Annotated in this window: 16 protein-coding genes; 11 read left to right on the top strand and 5 right to left on the bottom strand. The window is 64.8% G+C overall.

All coding sequences use genetic code 11. From position 1 onward, the window contains the following. Window positions 1-225: 225 nt before the first annotated feature. The 8 genes from DCO48_RS18895 to DCO48_RS18860 are packed head-to-tail and all read left to right on the top strand — an operon-like array spanning window position 226 to window position 6,328. On the top strand, window positions 226-1,422 hold the full coding sequence (locus DCO48_RS18895) for a PepSY domain-containing protein (RefSeq protein WP_116552129.1): 1,197 nt from the start codon (window positions 226-228) through the stop codon (window positions 1,420-1,422). Next, window positions 1,419-1,955, top strand: coding sequence for a thiamine pyrophosphate-binding protein (locus DCO48_RS18890; protein ID WP_116552128.1), 537 nt, complete (start codon window positions 1,419-1,421; stop codon window positions 1,953-1,955). Before DCO48_RS18895 ends, DCO48_RS18890 begins: the two co-directional genes overlap by 4 nt. Next, a complete protein-coding gene (locus DCO48_RS18885; RefSeq protein ID WP_116552127.1) occupies window positions 1,955-2,278 on the top strand; it encodes a hypothetical protein in 324 nt (107 codons plus the stop codon). The genes DCO48_RS18890 and DCO48_RS18885 overlap by 1 nt, the downstream gene beginning before the upstream one ends. Beyond that, window positions 2,275-2,844 carry a DUF6162 family protein gene (locus DCO48_RS18880; protein ID WP_116552126.1) on the top strand — a complete coding sequence of 190 codons (570 nt, stop codon included), beginning with the start codon at window positions 2,275-2,277 and terminating at the stop codon, window positions 2,842-2,844. The genes DCO48_RS18885 and DCO48_RS18880 overlap by 4 nt, the downstream gene beginning before the upstream one ends. Before the next feature lie 16 nt (window positions 2,845-2,860). Next, a complete protein-coding gene (locus DCO48_RS18875; RefSeq protein ID WP_165840802.1) occupies window positions 2,861-3,778 on the top strand; it encodes a metal ABC transporter substrate-binding protein in 918 nt (305 codons plus the stop codon). Next, window positions 3,775-4,524, top strand: a complete 750-nt coding sequence (locus DCO48_RS18870) for a metal ABC transporter ATP-binding protein (RefSeq protein ID WP_116552125.1) — start codon at window positions 3,775-3,777, stop codon at window positions 4,522-4,524. Before DCO48_RS18875 ends, DCO48_RS18870 begins: the two co-directional genes overlap by 4 nt. Further along, window positions 4,524-5,423, top strand: coding sequence for a metal ABC transporter permease (locus DCO48_RS18865; protein WP_116552124.1), 900 nt, complete (start codon window positions 4,524-4,526; stop codon window positions 5,421-5,423). Before DCO48_RS18870 ends, DCO48_RS18865 begins: the two co-directional genes overlap by 1 nt. Further along, complete coding sequence (locus DCO48_RS18860) at window positions 5,420-6,328, top strand: metal ABC transporter solute-binding protein, Zn/Mn family (protein ID WP_116552123.1); 909 nt, start codon at window positions 5,420-5,422, stop codon at window positions 6,326-6,328. The genes DCO48_RS18865 and DCO48_RS18860 overlap by 4 nt, the downstream gene beginning before the upstream one ends. 122 nt (window positions 6,329-6,450) lie before the next feature. Here DCO48_RS18860 and prpF read toward each other — a convergent pair whose 3' ends face one another. The 5 genes from prpF to DCO48_RS18835 all read right to left on the bottom strand — a co-directional run bounded on the left by prpF (window position 6,451) and on the right by DCO48_RS18835 (window position 13,186). Further along, a complete protein-coding gene (prpF, locus tag DCO48_RS18855; protein WP_116552122.1) occupies window positions 6,451-7,641 on the bottom strand; it encodes a 2-methylaconitate cis-trans isomerase PrpF in 1,191 nt (396 codons plus the stop codon). A gap of 111 nt (window positions 7,642-7,752) precedes the next feature. After that, on the bottom strand, window positions 7,753-10,338 hold the full coding sequence (gene acnD, locus DCO48_RS18850; RefSeq protein WP_116552121.1) for a Fe/S-dependent 2-methylisocitrate dehydratase AcnD: 2,586 nt from the start codon (window positions 10,336-10,338) through the stop codon (window positions 7,753-7,755). A gap of 56 nt (window positions 10,339-10,394) precedes the next feature. Next, a complete protein-coding gene (gene prpC, locus DCO48_RS18845) occupies window positions 10,395-11,522 on the bottom strand; it encodes a 2-methylcitrate synthase (protein ID WP_116552120.1) in 1,128 nt (375 codons plus the stop codon). 60 nt (window positions 11,523-11,582) lie between these two features. Continuing rightward, on the bottom strand, window positions 11,583-12,473 hold the full coding sequence (gene prpB, locus DCO48_RS18840) for a methylisocitrate lyase (RefSeq protein ID WP_116552119.1): 891 nt from the start codon (window positions 12,471-12,473) through the stop codon (window positions 11,583-11,585). Beyond that, on the bottom strand, window positions 12,470-13,186 hold the full coding sequence (locus DCO48_RS18835; RefSeq protein WP_116552118.1) for a GntR family transcriptional regulator: 717 nt from the start codon (window positions 13,184-13,186) through the stop codon (window positions 12,470-12,472). Before DCO48_RS18835 ends, prpB begins: the two co-directional genes overlap by 4 nt. Window positions 13,187-13,481: 295 nt before the next feature. On the opposite strand from DCO48_RS18835, the gene DCO48_RS18830 reads away from it, so the two are divergent. From DCO48_RS18830 to DCO48_RS18820, 3 genes are read left to right on the top strand one after another with little or no spacing between them, the layout of a single operon-like run. Next, window positions 13,482-14,018, top strand: a complete 537-nt coding sequence (locus tag DCO48_RS18830) for an ATP-dependent zinc protease (RefSeq protein ID WP_116552117.1) — start codon at window positions 13,482-13,484, stop codon at window positions 14,016-14,018. Window positions 14,019-14,023: 5 nt separating this feature from the next. After that, on the top strand, window positions 14,024-15,556 hold the full coding sequence (locus DCO48_RS18825) for an inactive transglutaminase family protein (RefSeq protein WP_116552116.1): 1,533 nt from the start codon (window positions 14,024-14,026) through the stop codon (window positions 15,554-15,556). Continuing rightward, window positions 15,556-16,536 carry an alpha-L-glutamate ligase-like protein gene (locus DCO48_RS18820; protein WP_116552115.1) on the top strand — a complete coding sequence of 327 codons (981 nt, stop codon included), beginning with the start codon at window positions 15,556-15,558 and terminating at the stop codon, window positions 16,534-16,536. The genes DCO48_RS18825 and DCO48_RS18820 overlap by 1 nt, the downstream gene beginning before the upstream one ends. The last annotated feature ends 109 nt before the right edge of the window (window positions 16,537-16,645 follow it).

Raw genomic sequence — 16,645 nt, 5'->3', positions numbered from 1 at the left:
AGGGGAACAACGAGCCGGCAGGCCCGGTAGTCCATGGGAAACGGATGACCCGCAAGGAAAATTAGCGCTGCGGCAGGCAATCCAGTGCGCGGCTGAATACGACGCGGAAACATTTTCTTTCATTTATCCGTGCAGTTTTTCCCAGGCTCATCCGTCCTATTCATTACAGACGCCAAGGCTGAGCTTCGTCTCGACCTTAATTTTCTATTCGAACAAGACGCGCAAATGTCCAAGAAACAGAAAAAGTCCAACTCCCGCCTGTGGTTCCTGGTGCACAGCTGGCTCGCCCTGCCGATCTGGTTCTTTGTCCTGATCGTTTGCGTTACCGGCACCCTGGCCGTGGTCAGCCAGGAGATCGTCTGGCTGGCCAACCCGGACGTACGGGCGAGCAAGCCGGCGGGCGACGCCGTGCCGCTGAGCTTCCAGCAAACCCTGGAGGCGATCCACAGGGCGGCGCCGGACGTGGCCGTGGACTACATCGCCAAGCCCGACGAAACGCACTTTGCCTACGAGGCGCGGGTCACCTACCCCGACGGCCGCTCACCGATCCTGTACGTCAACCCCTACACCGGGGTGATCCAGGGCGAGAGCCCGTCGTTCGACTTCCAGGCCTTTACCCGCGCCCTGCACGGCTGGTGGCTGGTGCCATTCACCAACGGCTACAGCTGGGGCTGGTACCTGGTGTCGATCCTCGGCCTGCCGCTGCTCGCTTCGCTGGTGACCGGGCTGGTGGTCTATAAAAAGTTCTGGAAAGGCTTCCTGCGCCCGACCCTGCGTATCAGCCATGGCCCGCGGATTTTCTGGGGCGACCTGCACCGCCTGAGCGGCATCTGGTCGATCTGGTTCATTGCGGTGATTTCCATCACCGGCACCTGGTTCCTGATTCAGGCGATCCTCGCCGACAACCACGTCACCCTGTCCACCGAGCCGATCGTGCCGGTGATCGCCCGTGAAGATGTGCCGCAGACGCCGAACGGCGAGCCGGCCCCGCGCATCGACCTGGACGAGGCCGAGCAGGTTGCCATGCAGCAATTGCCGGGGCTGGACGTCAGCTTCATCACGCTGCCCGGCAGCGCCTACAACCACCTGTACCTGGGCGGTCGTGGCTGGTACCCGCTGATGTTCCAGACCGCCAACGTCAACCCGTACAACGGCAAGGTCGAGGCCAAGTTCCTGGTTGCCGACCGTTCCGCCACCGAGATCGTCACCGAGTCGATGCGCCCACTGCACACCGGCGACTTCGGCGGCCTGTGGATCAAGCTGATCTGGGCCTGCTTCGGCCTGATCCTGACCCTGATGGTGCTCAGCGGCCTGCTGATCTGGACCAAGCGCACCGCCCACGCCACCGCTGCCGCGCTCAAACGCAAACCACGACTCAAGGTCGCCGCCAGCGGCGAAGCCGCCACGGAGGCCAACGCATGAGCAAGGCAAACGCAATCGCGCAGCGCCCGTTGGCGCGGCTCTGGCACACCTGGCGCTTCCACATCAACATCCTGCTGATCCTGATCCCCCTCGGGTTCATGCCCAAGTACTTCCACGACGCCTCGCTGTTCCGTGGCGACAGCGGCCTGGGCGAGCACCAGATCGGCGAGATCGCGGTGGGCCCGTGGACCCTGCAACTAGCCGAACTGCGCAACGACGCACCACGCGCCGACGGCCCGGCCGGGCACTTCAAAGTGTTCAACGCGGCGCTGTGCAAAACCTGCATCGGCGAGGTCAAGGCGGTGTACCTGCGCATCGGCAAGCCGCGCAGCCTGCGCGCCGCCGGGGTGCTGTTCAGCGGCACGCCGTACCGGATGAGCGCCAACCTGCCGATTCCGCCCAGAACCACGCCGGATGCCGAGCTGTGGATCACCCTCGAAGGCTGGGACGGCAGCCTGCAGCAGACGGCGATCCCGCTGGCCAAGGCATCGCCGGCAACCCTCGCCTGGCTGAACCAACAAGGAGGTAAATGATGACATTCCCTGTCCGCAGGCTGGCTCTGGCGTTGCTGATGCTCGGCGCCGCCAGCCCGGCCCTGGCGCACAACCCGATGTGCCAGTGCGAACCGCTTGCCGGTGAGCAGATCAAGTGCACCGGCGGCTTTTCCGATGGCAGCGGCGCGCCGGGGGTGACCCTCGATGTGATCGGCTACAACGAGGCCGTGCTGCTGCCGGGCAAGCTCGGCGACGACTCGACGCTGACCTTCAAGCGCCCCGAGGGCGAGTTCTACGTACTGTTCGACGCCGGCCCCGGCCACGTCGTGGAAATCGACTACGCCGACATCGGTGAGCCATGAGCCGGGTCCAGGTAGTGCGCCCGGCCGGCGCCGGGCACGAGACCCTCTATGTGCTGCTGGTCAGCCTGCTGATCCTGCTGGGCGCTGCCGGGGTGGTCGCCCTGCGCGGCGAGCGCCAGGACGAGGTGCCCCTGGCCGCCCACCAACTCGACGCCCGCCGCGACCTGAACGCCGCCGAGCAGGGCATCTATGCCGACCTGCGGGTGGCCTTCGACGAAGTCCAGGCGCTGCGCGAAGACACCCCCGAACTGGTGGCCGTCGAGGTGCTGGCCGACGAGGGCTTCCCGCCCTTCGTCAACGATGCCAGCAGCGCCAGCCGTGGCCAGCACCAGTGGCAACTGCTGGGCAACACGGCCTACCTCGGGCTGAGCCAGGACGCCACGGTCGCCGGTAGTTTCCTGCTCCTGGTGCCCAACGCCAGCGACGGCGCTGCCGACTTCTGGCTGTCGCGCACCAGCGCCACCGCCGTGCCTGCCGAACTGAGCCCGGAGGCCTTGCAGGCCGCGGGCTGGAAACAGATCGCCGCCCACTACGACGCCGGTGTCACCCGCCAGCATTCGCACTGATCGCCAAGGACTCCCCATGCGCCGTTCCCGCTTTGCCCGCCGCGTTCTCAGCCTGTTCCTCGCCTGCGCCCTACCCGCCTTCGCCGTTGCCGACAACGGCAAGCCGCTGCGCATCGGCATCACCCTGCACCCGTATTACAGCTACGTGAGCACGATCGTCGGCGACAAGGCCGAAGTGGTGCCGCTGATTCCGGCCGGGTTCAACCCGCATGCCTACGAGCCGCGCGCCGAAGACATCAAGCGCATCGGCACGCTGGACGTGATCGTGCTCAATGGCGTCGGCCACGACGACTTCGCCGACCGGATGATCGCCGCCAGCGAAAAACCGAACATCGCCACCATCGAGTCAAACCGCAACGTGCCGCTGCTGGCCGCCACCGGCCTCGCCGCGCGGGGCGCCGGCAAGGTGGTCAACCCGCACACCTTCCTGTCGATCAGCGCCAGCATCGCCCAGGTCAACAACATTGCCCGCGAGCTGGGCAAGCTCGACCCGGACAACGCCAGGTTCTACAGCAAGAACGCCCGCGACTATGCCAAGCGCCTGCGCAGCCTACGCGCCGATGCCCTGGCCCAGCTCAGCGAAGCCCCGAACCCGGCGTTCCGCGTGGCCACCATCCACGCCGCCTATGACTACCTGGTGCGCGAATTCGGCCTGGAAGTCACCGCCGTGGTCGAGCCGGCGCACGGCATCGAACCGAGCCCGAGCCAGTTGAAGAAAACCATCGACCAGCTCAAGGCGCTGGACGTGAAAGTGATCTTCTCGGAGATGGATTTCCCCTCGGCCTATGTCGACACCATCCAGCGCGAGTCCGGGGTGAAGATCTATCCGCTGACGCACATTTCCTATGGTGAATACACCAAGGACAAGTATGAAGTGGAGATGAAGCGCAACCTCGACACCGTGGTCCGCGCGATCAAGGAGTCGCGGGCATGACGGCTGCCGAATTCGCCCCAAACCTGATCTGCGGGCCGTCCATCGAGTTTGCCGGGGTCGAGCTGACCCTGGGTCGCACGCGTATCCTCGACCAGGTCAGCTTCGACGTCGCCGCCGGCAGCGTGCATGCGCTGGTCGGGCCGAACGGCGGTGGCAAGAGTTCGCTGATCAAGACCCTGCTCGGGCAGATGCCGCATCAGGGCCGGCTGGCGCTGAGCTGGCCGGGCGACGCGCAGGTGATCGGCTATGTGCCGCAGGCGCTGGAGTTCGACCGTGGCCTGCCGATGACCGTCGACGATTTCATGGCTGCCATGTGCCAGCGCCGGCCGGCCTTCCTCGGCCTGTCGAAGCAGGTAGCGCCGGCCATCGACGCAGCGCTGCAACGGGTCGGCATGCGCGACAAGCGCAAGCGGCGCATGGGCGCACTGTCCGGCGGCGAGCGCCAGCGCGTGCTGCTGGCCCAGGGGCTGATCCCGGCGCCGCAACTGCTGGTGCTGGACGAGCCGATGTCGGCGCTGGACGAAGCCGGCATCCAGGTGTTCGAGCGCTTGCTGCTCGACTGGCGCGCGGCCGGTACCACGGTGCTGTGGATCGAGCACGACCTCGAAGCCGTGGCACGCCTGGCCGACCGGGTGACCGGACTGAGCCGGCGGGTGCTGTTCGATGCGCCACCGCAGCAGGCGCTGACCCCCGAACGGCTGCTCAGCCTGTTCTCCATCCACCCGCGCAGCGAGGGCATCGCCTGATGAACTACGAAGAATTCCGCTTGCTGATCCAGGGCTGGGCCAGCGCCGGCTACCTGCCGCAAGCGCTGGCCTATGGCTTCGTGGTCAACGCCCTGCTCGCCGGGCTGATGATCGGCCCGGTGCTCGGCGGCCTCGGTACGCTGGTGGTGGTCAAGCGTTTCGCCTTCTTCTCCGAGGCGGTCGGCCACGCGGCGCTGACCGGGGTAGCCATCGGCATCCTGCTCGGCGAGCCGTATACCGGCCCGTATGGCAGCCTGTTCGGCTACTGCCTGCTGTTCGGTATCCTGCTGAACTTCCTGCGCAACCGCACCGGGCTGTCGCCGGACACGCTGATCGGGGTGTTCCTCTCGGTGTCGCTGGCGCTGGGCGCGAGCCTGCTGCTGATGCTGGCCGGCAAGATCAACGTGCACATTCTCGAAAACGTGCTGTTCGGCTCGGTGCTGACCGTGGCCGGCGCCGACCTGCTGGTGCTGGGCATCGTCGGCACGCTGGTGCTATGCCTGGCCCTGCCACTGTACAACCGCATCATGCTGGCCAGTTTCAACCCACAGTTGGCGGCGGTGCGCGGGGTGGCGGTGAAAAGCCTCGACTACCTGTTCGTGGTGCTGGTCACGCTGGTGACCGTGGCTGCGGTAAAAGTCATCGGTGCGATCCTGGTCGGCGCCCTGCTGGTGATTCCGGCGGCGGCGGCGCGGCTGGTGAGCCAGTCGCTCAAGGGCTTCTTCTGGGCTTCGGTGTTGATTGCCACGTTCAGCACGCTGATCGGCATTCTGCTGCCGATCGTCTTCGACCTGCCGGTGCCGTCGGGCGCTGCGATCATTCTGGTTGCCGGCAGTTTCTTCGCCCTGGCGGCGCTGGCGCGCGGCCTGGTGCCCCGTTTGCAAGGAAACCCGGCATGACGTTCAATCTGAAACAGCTGAGCCTGGCCCTGCTGCTGGCGGGCTTGCCCACCCTGACCCTGGCCCAGGCGCCGACGACAGCCGGCCAGACGGTCGGGGTGAGCGTACTGGCGTCGTTGCCGGTGACCTATGCGCTGGGCGCGGTATTGCTTGATGGCACGGCGGTGACACTGCTGCGGGCGGCGCCGGCGAACATTCCGGCGTCGCGCCAGCCGTCGTACTTCAGCGGACGGGGTGCGCCGAGCCTGCAAAAGGCGGCGCAGGCGGCGGATGCAGTGATTGGCTTGCGCTCGATCTGGTCGGACGACCCGCTCTACCCGGTGGCACGGCGCAGCAATATCCGCATTGTCGAGATCGATGCCGCGCGGCCGGTGGACGGTGCCTTGCCGGGGATCGCCGTGCAGGGCAGCAATGCCTTTGCCGGCTATCCGTGGCTGAACCCGAGCAACCTCGGGCGCATGGCCGATGTGCTGGCCAACGACCTGGGCCGCCTGGTGCCGGCCGAGCAGCCGAAGATCCAGGCCAACCTGGCGGCGTTGAAGCGTCAGTTGCTGGAATTGAGTGCCGGCAGCGAAGCGAAGCTGGCCGCAGCAGACAACCTGGCGGTGGTGAACCTGTCGGACCGTCTGGGGTATCTGATCGGCGGCCTGAACCTGGACCTGGTCGATCACCCGCAGGTGGCCGATGACCAGTGGGATACGGTAGCGCTGAAACGCCTGGGCGATGAGTTGAAAGACCAGCAGGTGAAGCTGGTACTGCACCACAAGCAGCCAAGCAAGGAAATTGCCGAGGTGATTGCTGCCGCGGGGGCCAGGCTGGTAGTGCTGGAAACCGATGCCGAAGATCCGCTGGCGGGGCTGAAGGTGAGTGTCGAGCAGGTGGTGGGAGCGTTGACGGGGAACTGATCCAGGGGCCTCATCGCCGGACGAAGCCCCACAAGTTCACCGCCTACACAGATCAAGGCGCCCGCAAACCGTCAGATCCATGAAACGAAGATCGGGGGGCGCCGCATGCAACAGCCGGGGGGTTAGAAGGTATCGCCGGGGACCCGCACCCAGCCCTCCATCAGTACCCGCGCGCTGCGGCTCATGATTGCTTTGGTGACCGTCCATTCGCCATTCACCTGCTGCGCCTCGGCGCCCACGCGCAAGGTGCCCGACGGGTGACCGAAGCGCACGGCGCTGCGCTCGCCGCCACCGGCAGCCAGATTGACCAGAGTGCCGGGGATGGCCGCGGCGGTACCGATGGCAACGGCAGCGGTGCCCATCATGGCGTGGTGCAGTTTGCCCATGGACATCGCCCGTACCAGCAGGTCGATGTCGTTGCCGGCCACCGGCTTGCCGCTGGACGACACGTAATCGAGCGGTTTGGCGACAAACGCCACTTTCGGCGTGTGCTGGCGGCTGGCGGCTTCGTCCAGCTGCTTGATCAGGCCCATGCGCAAGGCGCCGTGAGCGCGGATGGTTTCGAAGCGGGCGAGTGCGGCCGGGTCGGCGTTGATCGCCTCCTGCAGCTCGGTGCCGGTGTAGCCGATGGCTTCGGCCTCGACGAAGATGGTCGGGATGCCAGCGTTGATCAGCGTCACCTTGAGGGTACCGATGCCCGGCACCTCGAGGTCGTCGATCAGGTTGCCGGTGGGGAACATCGAACCGCCGGCGCCGTCTTCGTCGGCGGCCGGGTCGAGGAACTCCAGTTGCACTTCGGCGGCCGGGAAGGTGACGCCGTCGAGTTCGAAATCGCCGGTTTCCTGGACTTCGCCGTTGCTGATCGGTACATGGGCGATGATGCTCTTGCCGATGTTGGCCTGCCAGATGCGCACAGTGGCGATACCGTTGTGCGGAATGCGCTCGGCATCCACCAGGCCGGCACTGATGGCGAACGAGCCGACGGCGGCCGAGAGGTTGCCGCAGTTGCCGCTCCAGTCGACGAAGGCCTTGTCGATGGCGACCTGGCCGAACAGGTAGTCGACGTCGTGGTCGGGCTTGATGCTGCGCGAGAGGATCACGGTTTTGCTGGTGCTGGAGGTGGCCCCGCCCATGCCGTCGATCTGTTTGCCGTAGGGGTCGGGGCTGCCGATCACCCGCAGCAGCAGTGCATCGCGGGCGGCGCCAGGCAGCTGGGCAGCCTCGGGCAGGTCGCGCAGGTTGAAGAACACGCCTTTGCTGGTGCCGCCACGCAGGTAGGTGGCGGGGATTTTGATCTGGGGTACGTGGGCCATAGGGAATGTGTCCTGGTCAGTGGCATTTGGGGGAAGCTATCGCGGGCCTAGCCCGCTCCCACAGCGGCTGGTGTTGTGCCCTTGTGGGAGCGGGCTGGTCGCGCGATGCGGTTAGACCGCGGCCTCGAGGAAGTCCTGGGCAAAGCGCTGCAACACGCCGCCCGCTTCATAGATCGAGACTTCTTCCGCCGTATCCAGGCGGCAGGTCACCGGCACTTGCAGTTGCTCGCCGTTGCGTCGGGTAATGACCAGGGTCAAGGTCGCCCGTGGCGTGCGCGCACCGATCACGTCATAGGTTTCGGTGCCGTCGATACCCAGGGTCTTGCGATCCACCCCCGGTTTGAACTCCAGCGGCAATACGCCCATGCCCACCAGGTTGGTGCGGTGAATGCGCTCGAAGCCTTCGGCGACGATCGCCTCCACCCCGGCCAGGCGCACGCCCTTGGCCGCCCAGTCGCGCGACGAGCCCTGGCCGTAGTCGGCGCCAGCGACGATGATCAGCGGCTGCTTGCGCGCCATATAGGTCTCGATCGCTTCCCACATGCGGGTGACCTTGCCTTCCGGCTCGATCCGCGCCAGCGAACCCTGCTTGACCTTACCGTTCTCGACGACCATCTCGTTGAACAGTTTCGGGTTGGCGAAGGTCGCCCGCTGCGCCGTCAGGTGGTCGCCGCGGTGGGTGGCGTAGGAGTTGAAGTCCTCTTCCGGCAGGCCCATTTTCGCCAGGTACTCGCCCGCCGCGCTGTCGAGCATGATCGCGTTGGACGGCGACAGGTGATCGGTGGTGATGTTGTCCGGCAGCACCGCCAGCGGGCGCATGCCCTTGAGCGTGCGCTCGCCGGCCAGCGCGCCTTCCCAGTACGGCGGGCGGCGGATGTAGGTGCTCATCTCGCGCCAGTCGTACAGCGGGGCCACCTTCGGCCCACGGTCTTCCTCGATGGCGAACATCGGGATGTACACCTGGCGGAACTGCTCGGGCTTGACCGCCGCCTTGACCACCGCGTCGATCTCTTCGTCCGACGGCCAGATATCCTTCAGGCGGATTTCCTTGCCATCGACCACGCCCAGCACATCCTTCTCGATGTCGAAACGGATGGTCCCGGCAATCGCGTAGGCCACCACCAGCGGCGGCGAGGCCAGGAATGCCTGCTTGGCATACGGGTGGATACGTCCGTCGAAGTTGCGGTTGCCCGACAGTACCGCAGTGGCGTACAGGTCGCGGTCGATGATTTCCTGCTGGATCACTGGATCGAGCGCGCCGGACATGCCGTTGCAGGTGGTGCAGGCGAAGGCGACGATGCCGAAGCCCAGCTGTTCCAGTTCACTGCTCAGGCCGGCTTCGTCGAGGTACAGCGCCACGGTTTTCGAACCCGGCGCCAGCGACGACTTGACCCACGGCTTGCGGCTCAGGCCGAGCCTGTTGGCGTTGCGTGCCAGCAGGCCGGCGGCAATCACGTTGCGCGGGTTGCTGGTGTTGGTGCAACTGGTGATGGCGGCGATGATCACCGCGCCGTCGGGCATCTGCCCCGGTACGTCTTCCCACTGCCCGGCAATGCCCTTGCTCGCCAGGTCGCTGGTGGCGACGCGGGCGTGCGGGTTGGACGGGCCGGCCATGTTGCGCACCACGCTGGACAGGTCGAAGCGCAGCAGGCGCTCGTACTCGGCGTGGGCCAGGCTGTCGGCCCAGAGGCCGGCGACCTTGGCGTAGGTTTCCACCAGTTGTACCTGCTGGTCTTCACGGCCGGTGAGCTTGAGGTAGTCGATGGTCTGCTGGTCGATGGCGAACATCGCGGCGGTGGCGCCGTATTCCGGGGCCATGTTGGAGATGGTCGCGCGGTCGCCGAGGGTCAGGGCGCGGGCACCTTCGCCGTGGAATTCGAGGTAGGCGCCGACGACTTTCTGCTGACGCAGGAACTCGGTCAGGGCCAGCACCACGTCGGTGGCGGTGATACCCGGTTGCGGCTTGCCGGACAGCTCGACGCCGACGATTTCCGGCAGGCGCATCCACGATGCACGGCCGAGCATGACGTTCTCGGCTTCAAGACCGCCGACACCGATGGCGATCACGCCCAGGGCATCGACGTGCGGGGTGTGGCTATCGGTGCCGACACAGGTGTCGGGATAGGCCACGCCGCGTTCGGCATGGATCACCGGGGACATCTTCTCCAGGTTGATCTGGTGCATGATGCCGTTGCCCGGCTGGATCACGTCGACGTTCTTGAAGGCCTTCTTGGTCCAATTGATGAAATGGAAGCGGTCTTCGTTGCGACGGTCTTCGATGGCACGGTTCTTTTCGAAGGCCTGCGGGTCGAAACCGCCGCATTCGACTGCCAGCGAGTGGTCGACGATCAACTGTACCGGCACCACCGGGTTGACCTGGGCCGGGTCACCGCCGCCTTCGGCGATGGCGTCGCGCAGGCCGGCGAGGTCGACCAGGGCGGTCTGGCCGAGGATGTCGTGGCAGACCACACGCGCCGGGAACCAGGGGAAGTCGAGGTCGCGCTTGCGCTCGATCAGCTGGCCGAGGGAAGCGTTGAGGGTCGCCGGGGCGCAGCGGCGCACGAGGTTTTCGGCGAGTACGCGCGAGGTGTACGGCAGGCGATCATAGGCGCCTGGCTGGATCGCCTCGACAGCCGCACGGGCGTCGAAGTAATCCAGCGCAGTACCGGGAAGCGATGTGCGGAAATCTGTGTTCATGGCACGGGACTCAATCACAGTAAGGTCGGTGGTGCTGAACCGGTGCAGCGCTGTGCTCAGCGTTGCTCGATTGGCACGAACTTGCGCTGTTCCACGCCGGTGTACTCGGCGCTTGGGCGGATGATGCGGTTGTTGGCACGCTGCTCGAATACATGCGCCGCCCAGCCGGTCAGGCGCGAGCAGACGAAGATCGGTGTGAACAGCTTGGTCGGGATACCCATGAAGTGGTACGCCGAGGCATGGTAGAAGTCGGCATTCGGGAACAGCTTCTTCTGTTCCCACATGGTCTGGTCGATGGCTTCCGAAACCGGATACAGGACCTTGTCCCCGACCTCGTCGGCCAACTGCCTGGCCCAGCCCTTGATCACCTCGTTGCGCGGGTCGGACTCTTTATAGATGGCATGGCCGAAGCCCATGATCTTGTCCTTGCGCGCCAGCATCTGCAGCAGCTCGTTGACCGCTTCCTGCGGGGTCTGGAAGCGCTCGATCAGTTCCATCGCCGCCTCGTTGGCGCCGCCATGCAGCGGGCCGCGCAGCGAGCCGATGGCCGCGGTCACGCAGGAATACAGGTCGGACAGGGTCGACGCACAGACCCGCGCCGTGAAGGTCGAGGCGTTGAATTCGTGCTCGGCGTAGAGGATCAGCGAAACGTTCATCACCTTCACGTGCAACGCGCTCGGCTGCTTGCCGTGCAGCAGGTGCAGGAAATGCCCGCCCAGGGTGTCTTCGTCGGTCACGCAGTCGATGCGCACGCCATGGTGACTGAAGCGATACCAGTAGCACATGATCGCCGGGAACACCGCCAGCAAGCGGTCGGTCTTGTCGTGCTGCAGATCGAAGCTGTGCTCCGGCTCCAGCGTGCCCAACACCGAGCAGCCGGTGCGCATCACGTCCATCGGGTGGGCGGTGACGGGGATGCGCTCAAGCACTTCCTTCAATGCCTGCGGCAGGTCGCGCAGGCCCTTGAGCTTGCCTTTGTACTCGGCCAGTTGCGCTGCGCTCGGCAGTTCGCCGTAGAGCAACAGGTAGGCAACTTCTTCGAATTCGGCGCCCGCCGCCAGGTCGCGGACGTCATAACCGCGGTAGGTCAGCCCGGCACCAGCCTGGCCCACGGTCGACAGGGCGGTCTGCCCGGCCACTTGACCACGCAGGCCGGCCCCACTGAGTACTTTTGCTTCGGCCATTGTCTTTCTCCACTCTTGAATTTGTTATGGGAAACGGCGATTCATCACGGCTAAGGCGGCTCAGCCCTTCTTCTGGGCGAACAGCGCGTCGAGGCTCTGCTCGAACGCGTGGTAGTTGATGGCCTCGTACAATTCCATGCGGGTTTGCATGGTGTCGATCACGTTCTGCTGGGTACCGTCGCGGCGCAGCGCGGTATAGACGTTCTCGGCCGCCTTGTTCATGGCACGGAACGCCGACAGCGGGTACAGCACCAGCGACACGTCGACCGACGCCAGCTGTTCGGTGGTGTACAGCGGGGTGGCGCCGAATTCGGTGATGTTGGCCAGGATCGGCGCTTTGACCCGCTCGGCGAAGGTCTTGTACATCTGCAGTTCGGTGATCGCTTCCGGGAAGATCATGTCGGCGCCGGCCTCGATGCACGCCGCCGCGCGGTCCAGGGCCGCATTCAGGCCTTCGACGGCCAGCGCGTCGGTACGCGCCATGATCACGAAGCTGTCGTCGCTACGGGCATCGACGGCAGCCTTGATGCGGTCGACCATTTCCTGCTGCGAGACGATTTCCTTGTTCGGACGGTGGCCACAGCGCTTGGCACCGACCTGGTCCTCGATGTGGATGGCAGCGGCGCCGAACTTGCTCATCGACTTGACCGTACGCGCCACGTTGAACGCCGAGGCACCGAAACCGGTGTCGACATCCACCAGCAACGGCAGGTCGCAGACGTCGGTGATCCGGCGCACGTCGGTGAGCACGTCGTCCAGGCCGGTAATGCCCAGGTCCGGCAGGCCGAGGGAGCCGGCAGCCACCCCGCCACCGGACAGGTAAATGGCCTTGAAACCGGCACGTTTGGCCAACAGCGCGTGGTTGGCATTGATTGCACCGACCACCTGCAACGGGTGTTCGGCTGCTACCGCATCCCGAAAACGCTGGCCTGGACTGCTTTTCTGACTCATGACTCACCTCGTGGGCTGTTGGCGGTGGCGTCTCTGTAGTGACGCTCGATATTGCGTTTGGACGCGCCGATGTGGCGGCGCATCAGGAGTTCGGCCAGCTCGCCGTCACGCTCGGCGATGGCATCGAGAATCCGGTGGTGCTCGGCGAAAGCCTGACGCGGCCGGTTGGGCGTGGCGGAAAACTGGATGCGGTACATGCGCACCAGCTGGTACAGCTCGCCGCAGAGCATCTGCACCAGGGTACGGTTGCCGCTGCCCTGAATGATCCGGTAGTGGAAGTCGAAGTCGCCTTCCTGCTGGTAATAGCCGAGCCCGGCCTGGAAGGTAGCATCGCGCTCGTGGGTATCGAGCACCCGCCGCAGCTCGTCGATCTCGGCTACGCTCATACGCTCGGCAGCCAGGCGACAGGCCATGCCTTCGAGGGACTCGCGGATCTCGTACAGTTCGATCAGCTCGGCGTGGCTCAGCGACACCACCCGCGCCCCGACATGCGGCACGCGCACCAGCAGGCGCTGGCCTTCGAGGCGGTGGATGGCTTCGCGCAGCGGCCCGCGGCTGATGCCGTAGGTGCGCGCCAGCTCAGGCTCGGAGATCTTGCTGCCCGGAGCGATCTCGCCCTTGACGATGGCCGCCTGGATACGCCGGAAGACGTTTTCGGAAAGGGTTTCCGAGTCGTCCTGAACAGTTGTGGCGGCGTGGGCTGTGTCCAGCATGATTGTCGACACCTTGGAAATCGATAGGGCAAAAACTAGCTAAAACAACCAGCCCAGTCAAAGACAAATTCAATATTGTCGACAATCGTCTAAGAACGAACTTCGCAGCCGTGAATGTTGTCTGAGTGCAGCCGCTGGCGCCGGAATACCAGCGTGATAGAATGCCGCCGCCTCATTGGGGCAGGAATAGTGTGTCTGTCATCTGTTTATGCCGATGGCGGATCAACGAGAGGAAGCTTGCGCAGAACTGCCAGTGGCCTTGACCCGAACATCGCAGAGCAACGCGCCAGGATTTATGAGACTCACGCCCCTTCCACTGCTGTTCAGCCTCTGTCTGCTGCCCGCCCTGGGCCTGGCCGCGGACAAGACCGTCTATGGCCTGAACGAATACGCCCGGCTCAACGACCTCGACCTCGAAGTCGCCGCCAAGCTCGACACCGGGGCCAAGACCGCCTCGCTGAGTGCCCGCGACATCAAGCGCTTCAAGCGCAATGGTGAATCCTGGGTACGTTTCTACCTGGCGATTGACGCCGCCCACTCGCACCCGATAGAACGCCCGCTGGCCCGCGTGAGCAAGATCAAGCGTCGCGCCGGCGACTACGACCCGGACGAAGGCAAGGCCTACACCGCCCGCCCGGTCATCGAACTGAACATCTGCATGGGTACCGCCGTGCGCAGCATCGAGGTCAACCTGACCGACCGCAGCGCCTTCCAGTACCCGTTGCTGATCGGCTCCGAAGCGCTCAAGCACTTCGACGCGCTGGTCGATCCAAGCCTTAAATACGCTGCTGGCAAACCCGCCTGCGCCACTGTCGCTCACACCGCAGAGTAACCCCGATGCGCTCTCTTACCCTTCATCTGAAAGTCCTGATCACCGTGCTGGTGTTGCTCGGCGTCATCGTTACGGCCTATCAGATCTTCTTCCTTGGCATCCCGGTGACCGAGGACGAAACCGACGACCTGTGGAACATCGACGCCAAGGTCGAGTTCGTCGCCAACCCCAAGGACCCAGTCAAGGTACAGATGTTCGTACCGCCGCTGAGCCGTGACTACGTCAGCCTCAACGAGAGCTTCATCTCCAACAACTACGGGGTCAGCGTCAACCGCGTCGACGGCAACCGCAAGGTGACCTGGTCGGCACGCCGCGCCAGCGGCAACCAGACGCTCTACTACCGTCTGGTGCTGACCAAGCGCTACAGCAGCGAGAAGCCGAAGATCAAGGGCCCGACCTTCCGTGACAGCCAGCCGGTGGAAGGCCCGGAGAAGATCGCCGCCGAAGCCCTGATGGCGCCTATCCGCCAGCATTCGGCTGACGTCGAGACCTTCGTCAGCGAAACCATCAAGCGCGTCAACAACCTCAACGACGACAACGTCAAGCTGCTGCTGGCCGGCGACACCTCGGTGCAGAAGAAAGCCAAGGTCATCGATCTGCTGCTGTCGATCGCCCACGTGCCGCTGGAGCGCGTGCAAACCATCCGCCTGGTGGCCGACCAGCCACAAACCCCGGAGCTGTGGCTGCGCAGCTTCAACGGTAACGACTGGCTGTACTTCAACCCGGAAACCGGCGAACAGGGCCTGCCGTCCGACCGCCTGCTGTGGTGGACCGGCGACGACAACCTGGTCACCGTCGAGGGAGGCAAGAAAGCCACGGTCAGCTTCAGCCTGAACAACAGCGAGATGAACGCCATCCGCCTGGCCAAGCTGACCGACGAGAACACCGACGCCGACTTCCTCGAATACTCGCTGTACGGCTTGCCGCTGCAAACCCAGCAAACCTTCATGATCATGGTGATGATCCCGATCGGCGTGCTGGTGATCCTGGTGCTGCGCAACCTGATCGGCCTGCAGACCCTCGGGACCTTCACCCCGGTACTGATCGCCCTGGCCTTCCGCGAAACCCAGCTGGGCTTCGGCATCGTGCTGTTCACGGTGATTACCGCACTCGGCCTGTCGCTACGCTCCTACCTCGAACACCTGAAGCTGCAGATGCTGCCGCGGCTGTCGGTGGTACTGACCTTTGTCGTGGTGCTGATCGCCGCGATCAGCCTGTTCAGCCACAAGCTGGGCCTGGAACGCGGCCTGTCGGTAGCGCTGTTCCCGATGGTGATCCTGACCATGACCATCGAACGCCTGTCGATCACCTGGGAAGAACGTGGCGGCGGCCATGCGATGAAAGTGGCCGTCGGCACCTTGTTCGCCGCCTCGCTGGCGCACCTGCTGATGAGCGTGCAGGAGCTGGTGTACTTCGTCTTTACCTTCCCGGCGGTGCTGCTGATTCTGGTGGGCTTCATGCTGGCGATGGGTCGCTACCGCGGCTACCGCCTGACGGAGCTGGTTCGTTTCAAGGCTTTCATGAAGGCTGACGCCTGATGTTCGGACTCTGGAAAACCTGGAAGGCCCTGGAAGCCCGGGGCATCATGGGCATCAACCGGCGCAATGCGGACTATGTCCTCAAGTACAACAAGCGCCACCTGTACCCAATCGTCGATGACAAGATCATCACCAAGGAGCGCGCGATCAAGGCCGGCATTCACGTGCCGGAGATGTACGGGATCATTTCCACCGAGAAAGAAATCGACAAGCTCGACGAGATCATCGGCAACCGCAACGACTTCGTCATCAAGCCGGCGCAGGGCGCCGGCGGTGACGGCATCCTGGTGATCGCCGACCGCTTCGAGGACCGCTATCGCACGGTGTCCGGCAAGATCATCAGCCACGAGGAAATCGAGCACCAGATCTCCAGCATCCTCACCGGCCTGTACTCGCTGGGCGGGCACCGCGACCGGGCGCTGATCGAGTACCGGGTCACCCCGGACCAGATCTTCAAGAGCATCAGCTACGAAGGCGTGCCGGATATCCGCATCATCGTGCTGATGGGCTACCCGGTCATGGCCATGCTGCGCCTGCCGACCCGCCAGTCCGGCGGCAAGGCCAACCTGCACCAAGGCGCCATCGGTGTCGGTGTCGACCTGGCCACCGGGGTCACCCTGCGTGGCACCTGGCTGAACAACATCATCAGCAAGCACCCGGACACCACCAACGCGGTGGACGGCGTGCAACTGCCGAACTGGGACGGGTTCATGACCCTCGCCGCCGGCTGCTATGAGCTGTGCGGGCTGGGCTACATCGGCGTCGACATGGTGCTGGACCAGGACAAGGGCCCGTTGATTCTGGAACTCAATGCCCGACCGGGCCTGAACATCCAGATCGCCAACGACTGCGGCCTGACCCAGCGCACCCACGCCATCGAGGCGCACCTCGAAGCACTGGCGAAAAATCGCGTAACAGAAACCGCTGCCGAGCGCGTGCGCTTTGCTCAGCAGCTGTTCGGCCACGTTCCCTCGCACTGACCGTGTACCGCCCTGGCGCGCTGGCGACCGGGGCGGTCGGTTTGATCTGGCAGCCCTCTAGGAGCATTTCCTACAGAGGACTACAATGCCTGCCCCCGCCTCGATAGCT

The sequence above is a fragment of the Pseudomonas sp. SDI genome, from assembly GCF_003105155.1.
GTDB lineage: Bacteria > Pseudomonadota > Gammaproteobacteria > Pseudomonadales > Pseudomonadaceae > Aquipseudomonas.
The sequence above is the reverse complement of the archived record's forward strand: the minus strand, read 5'-3'. Positions and strand labels throughout refer to the sequence as shown.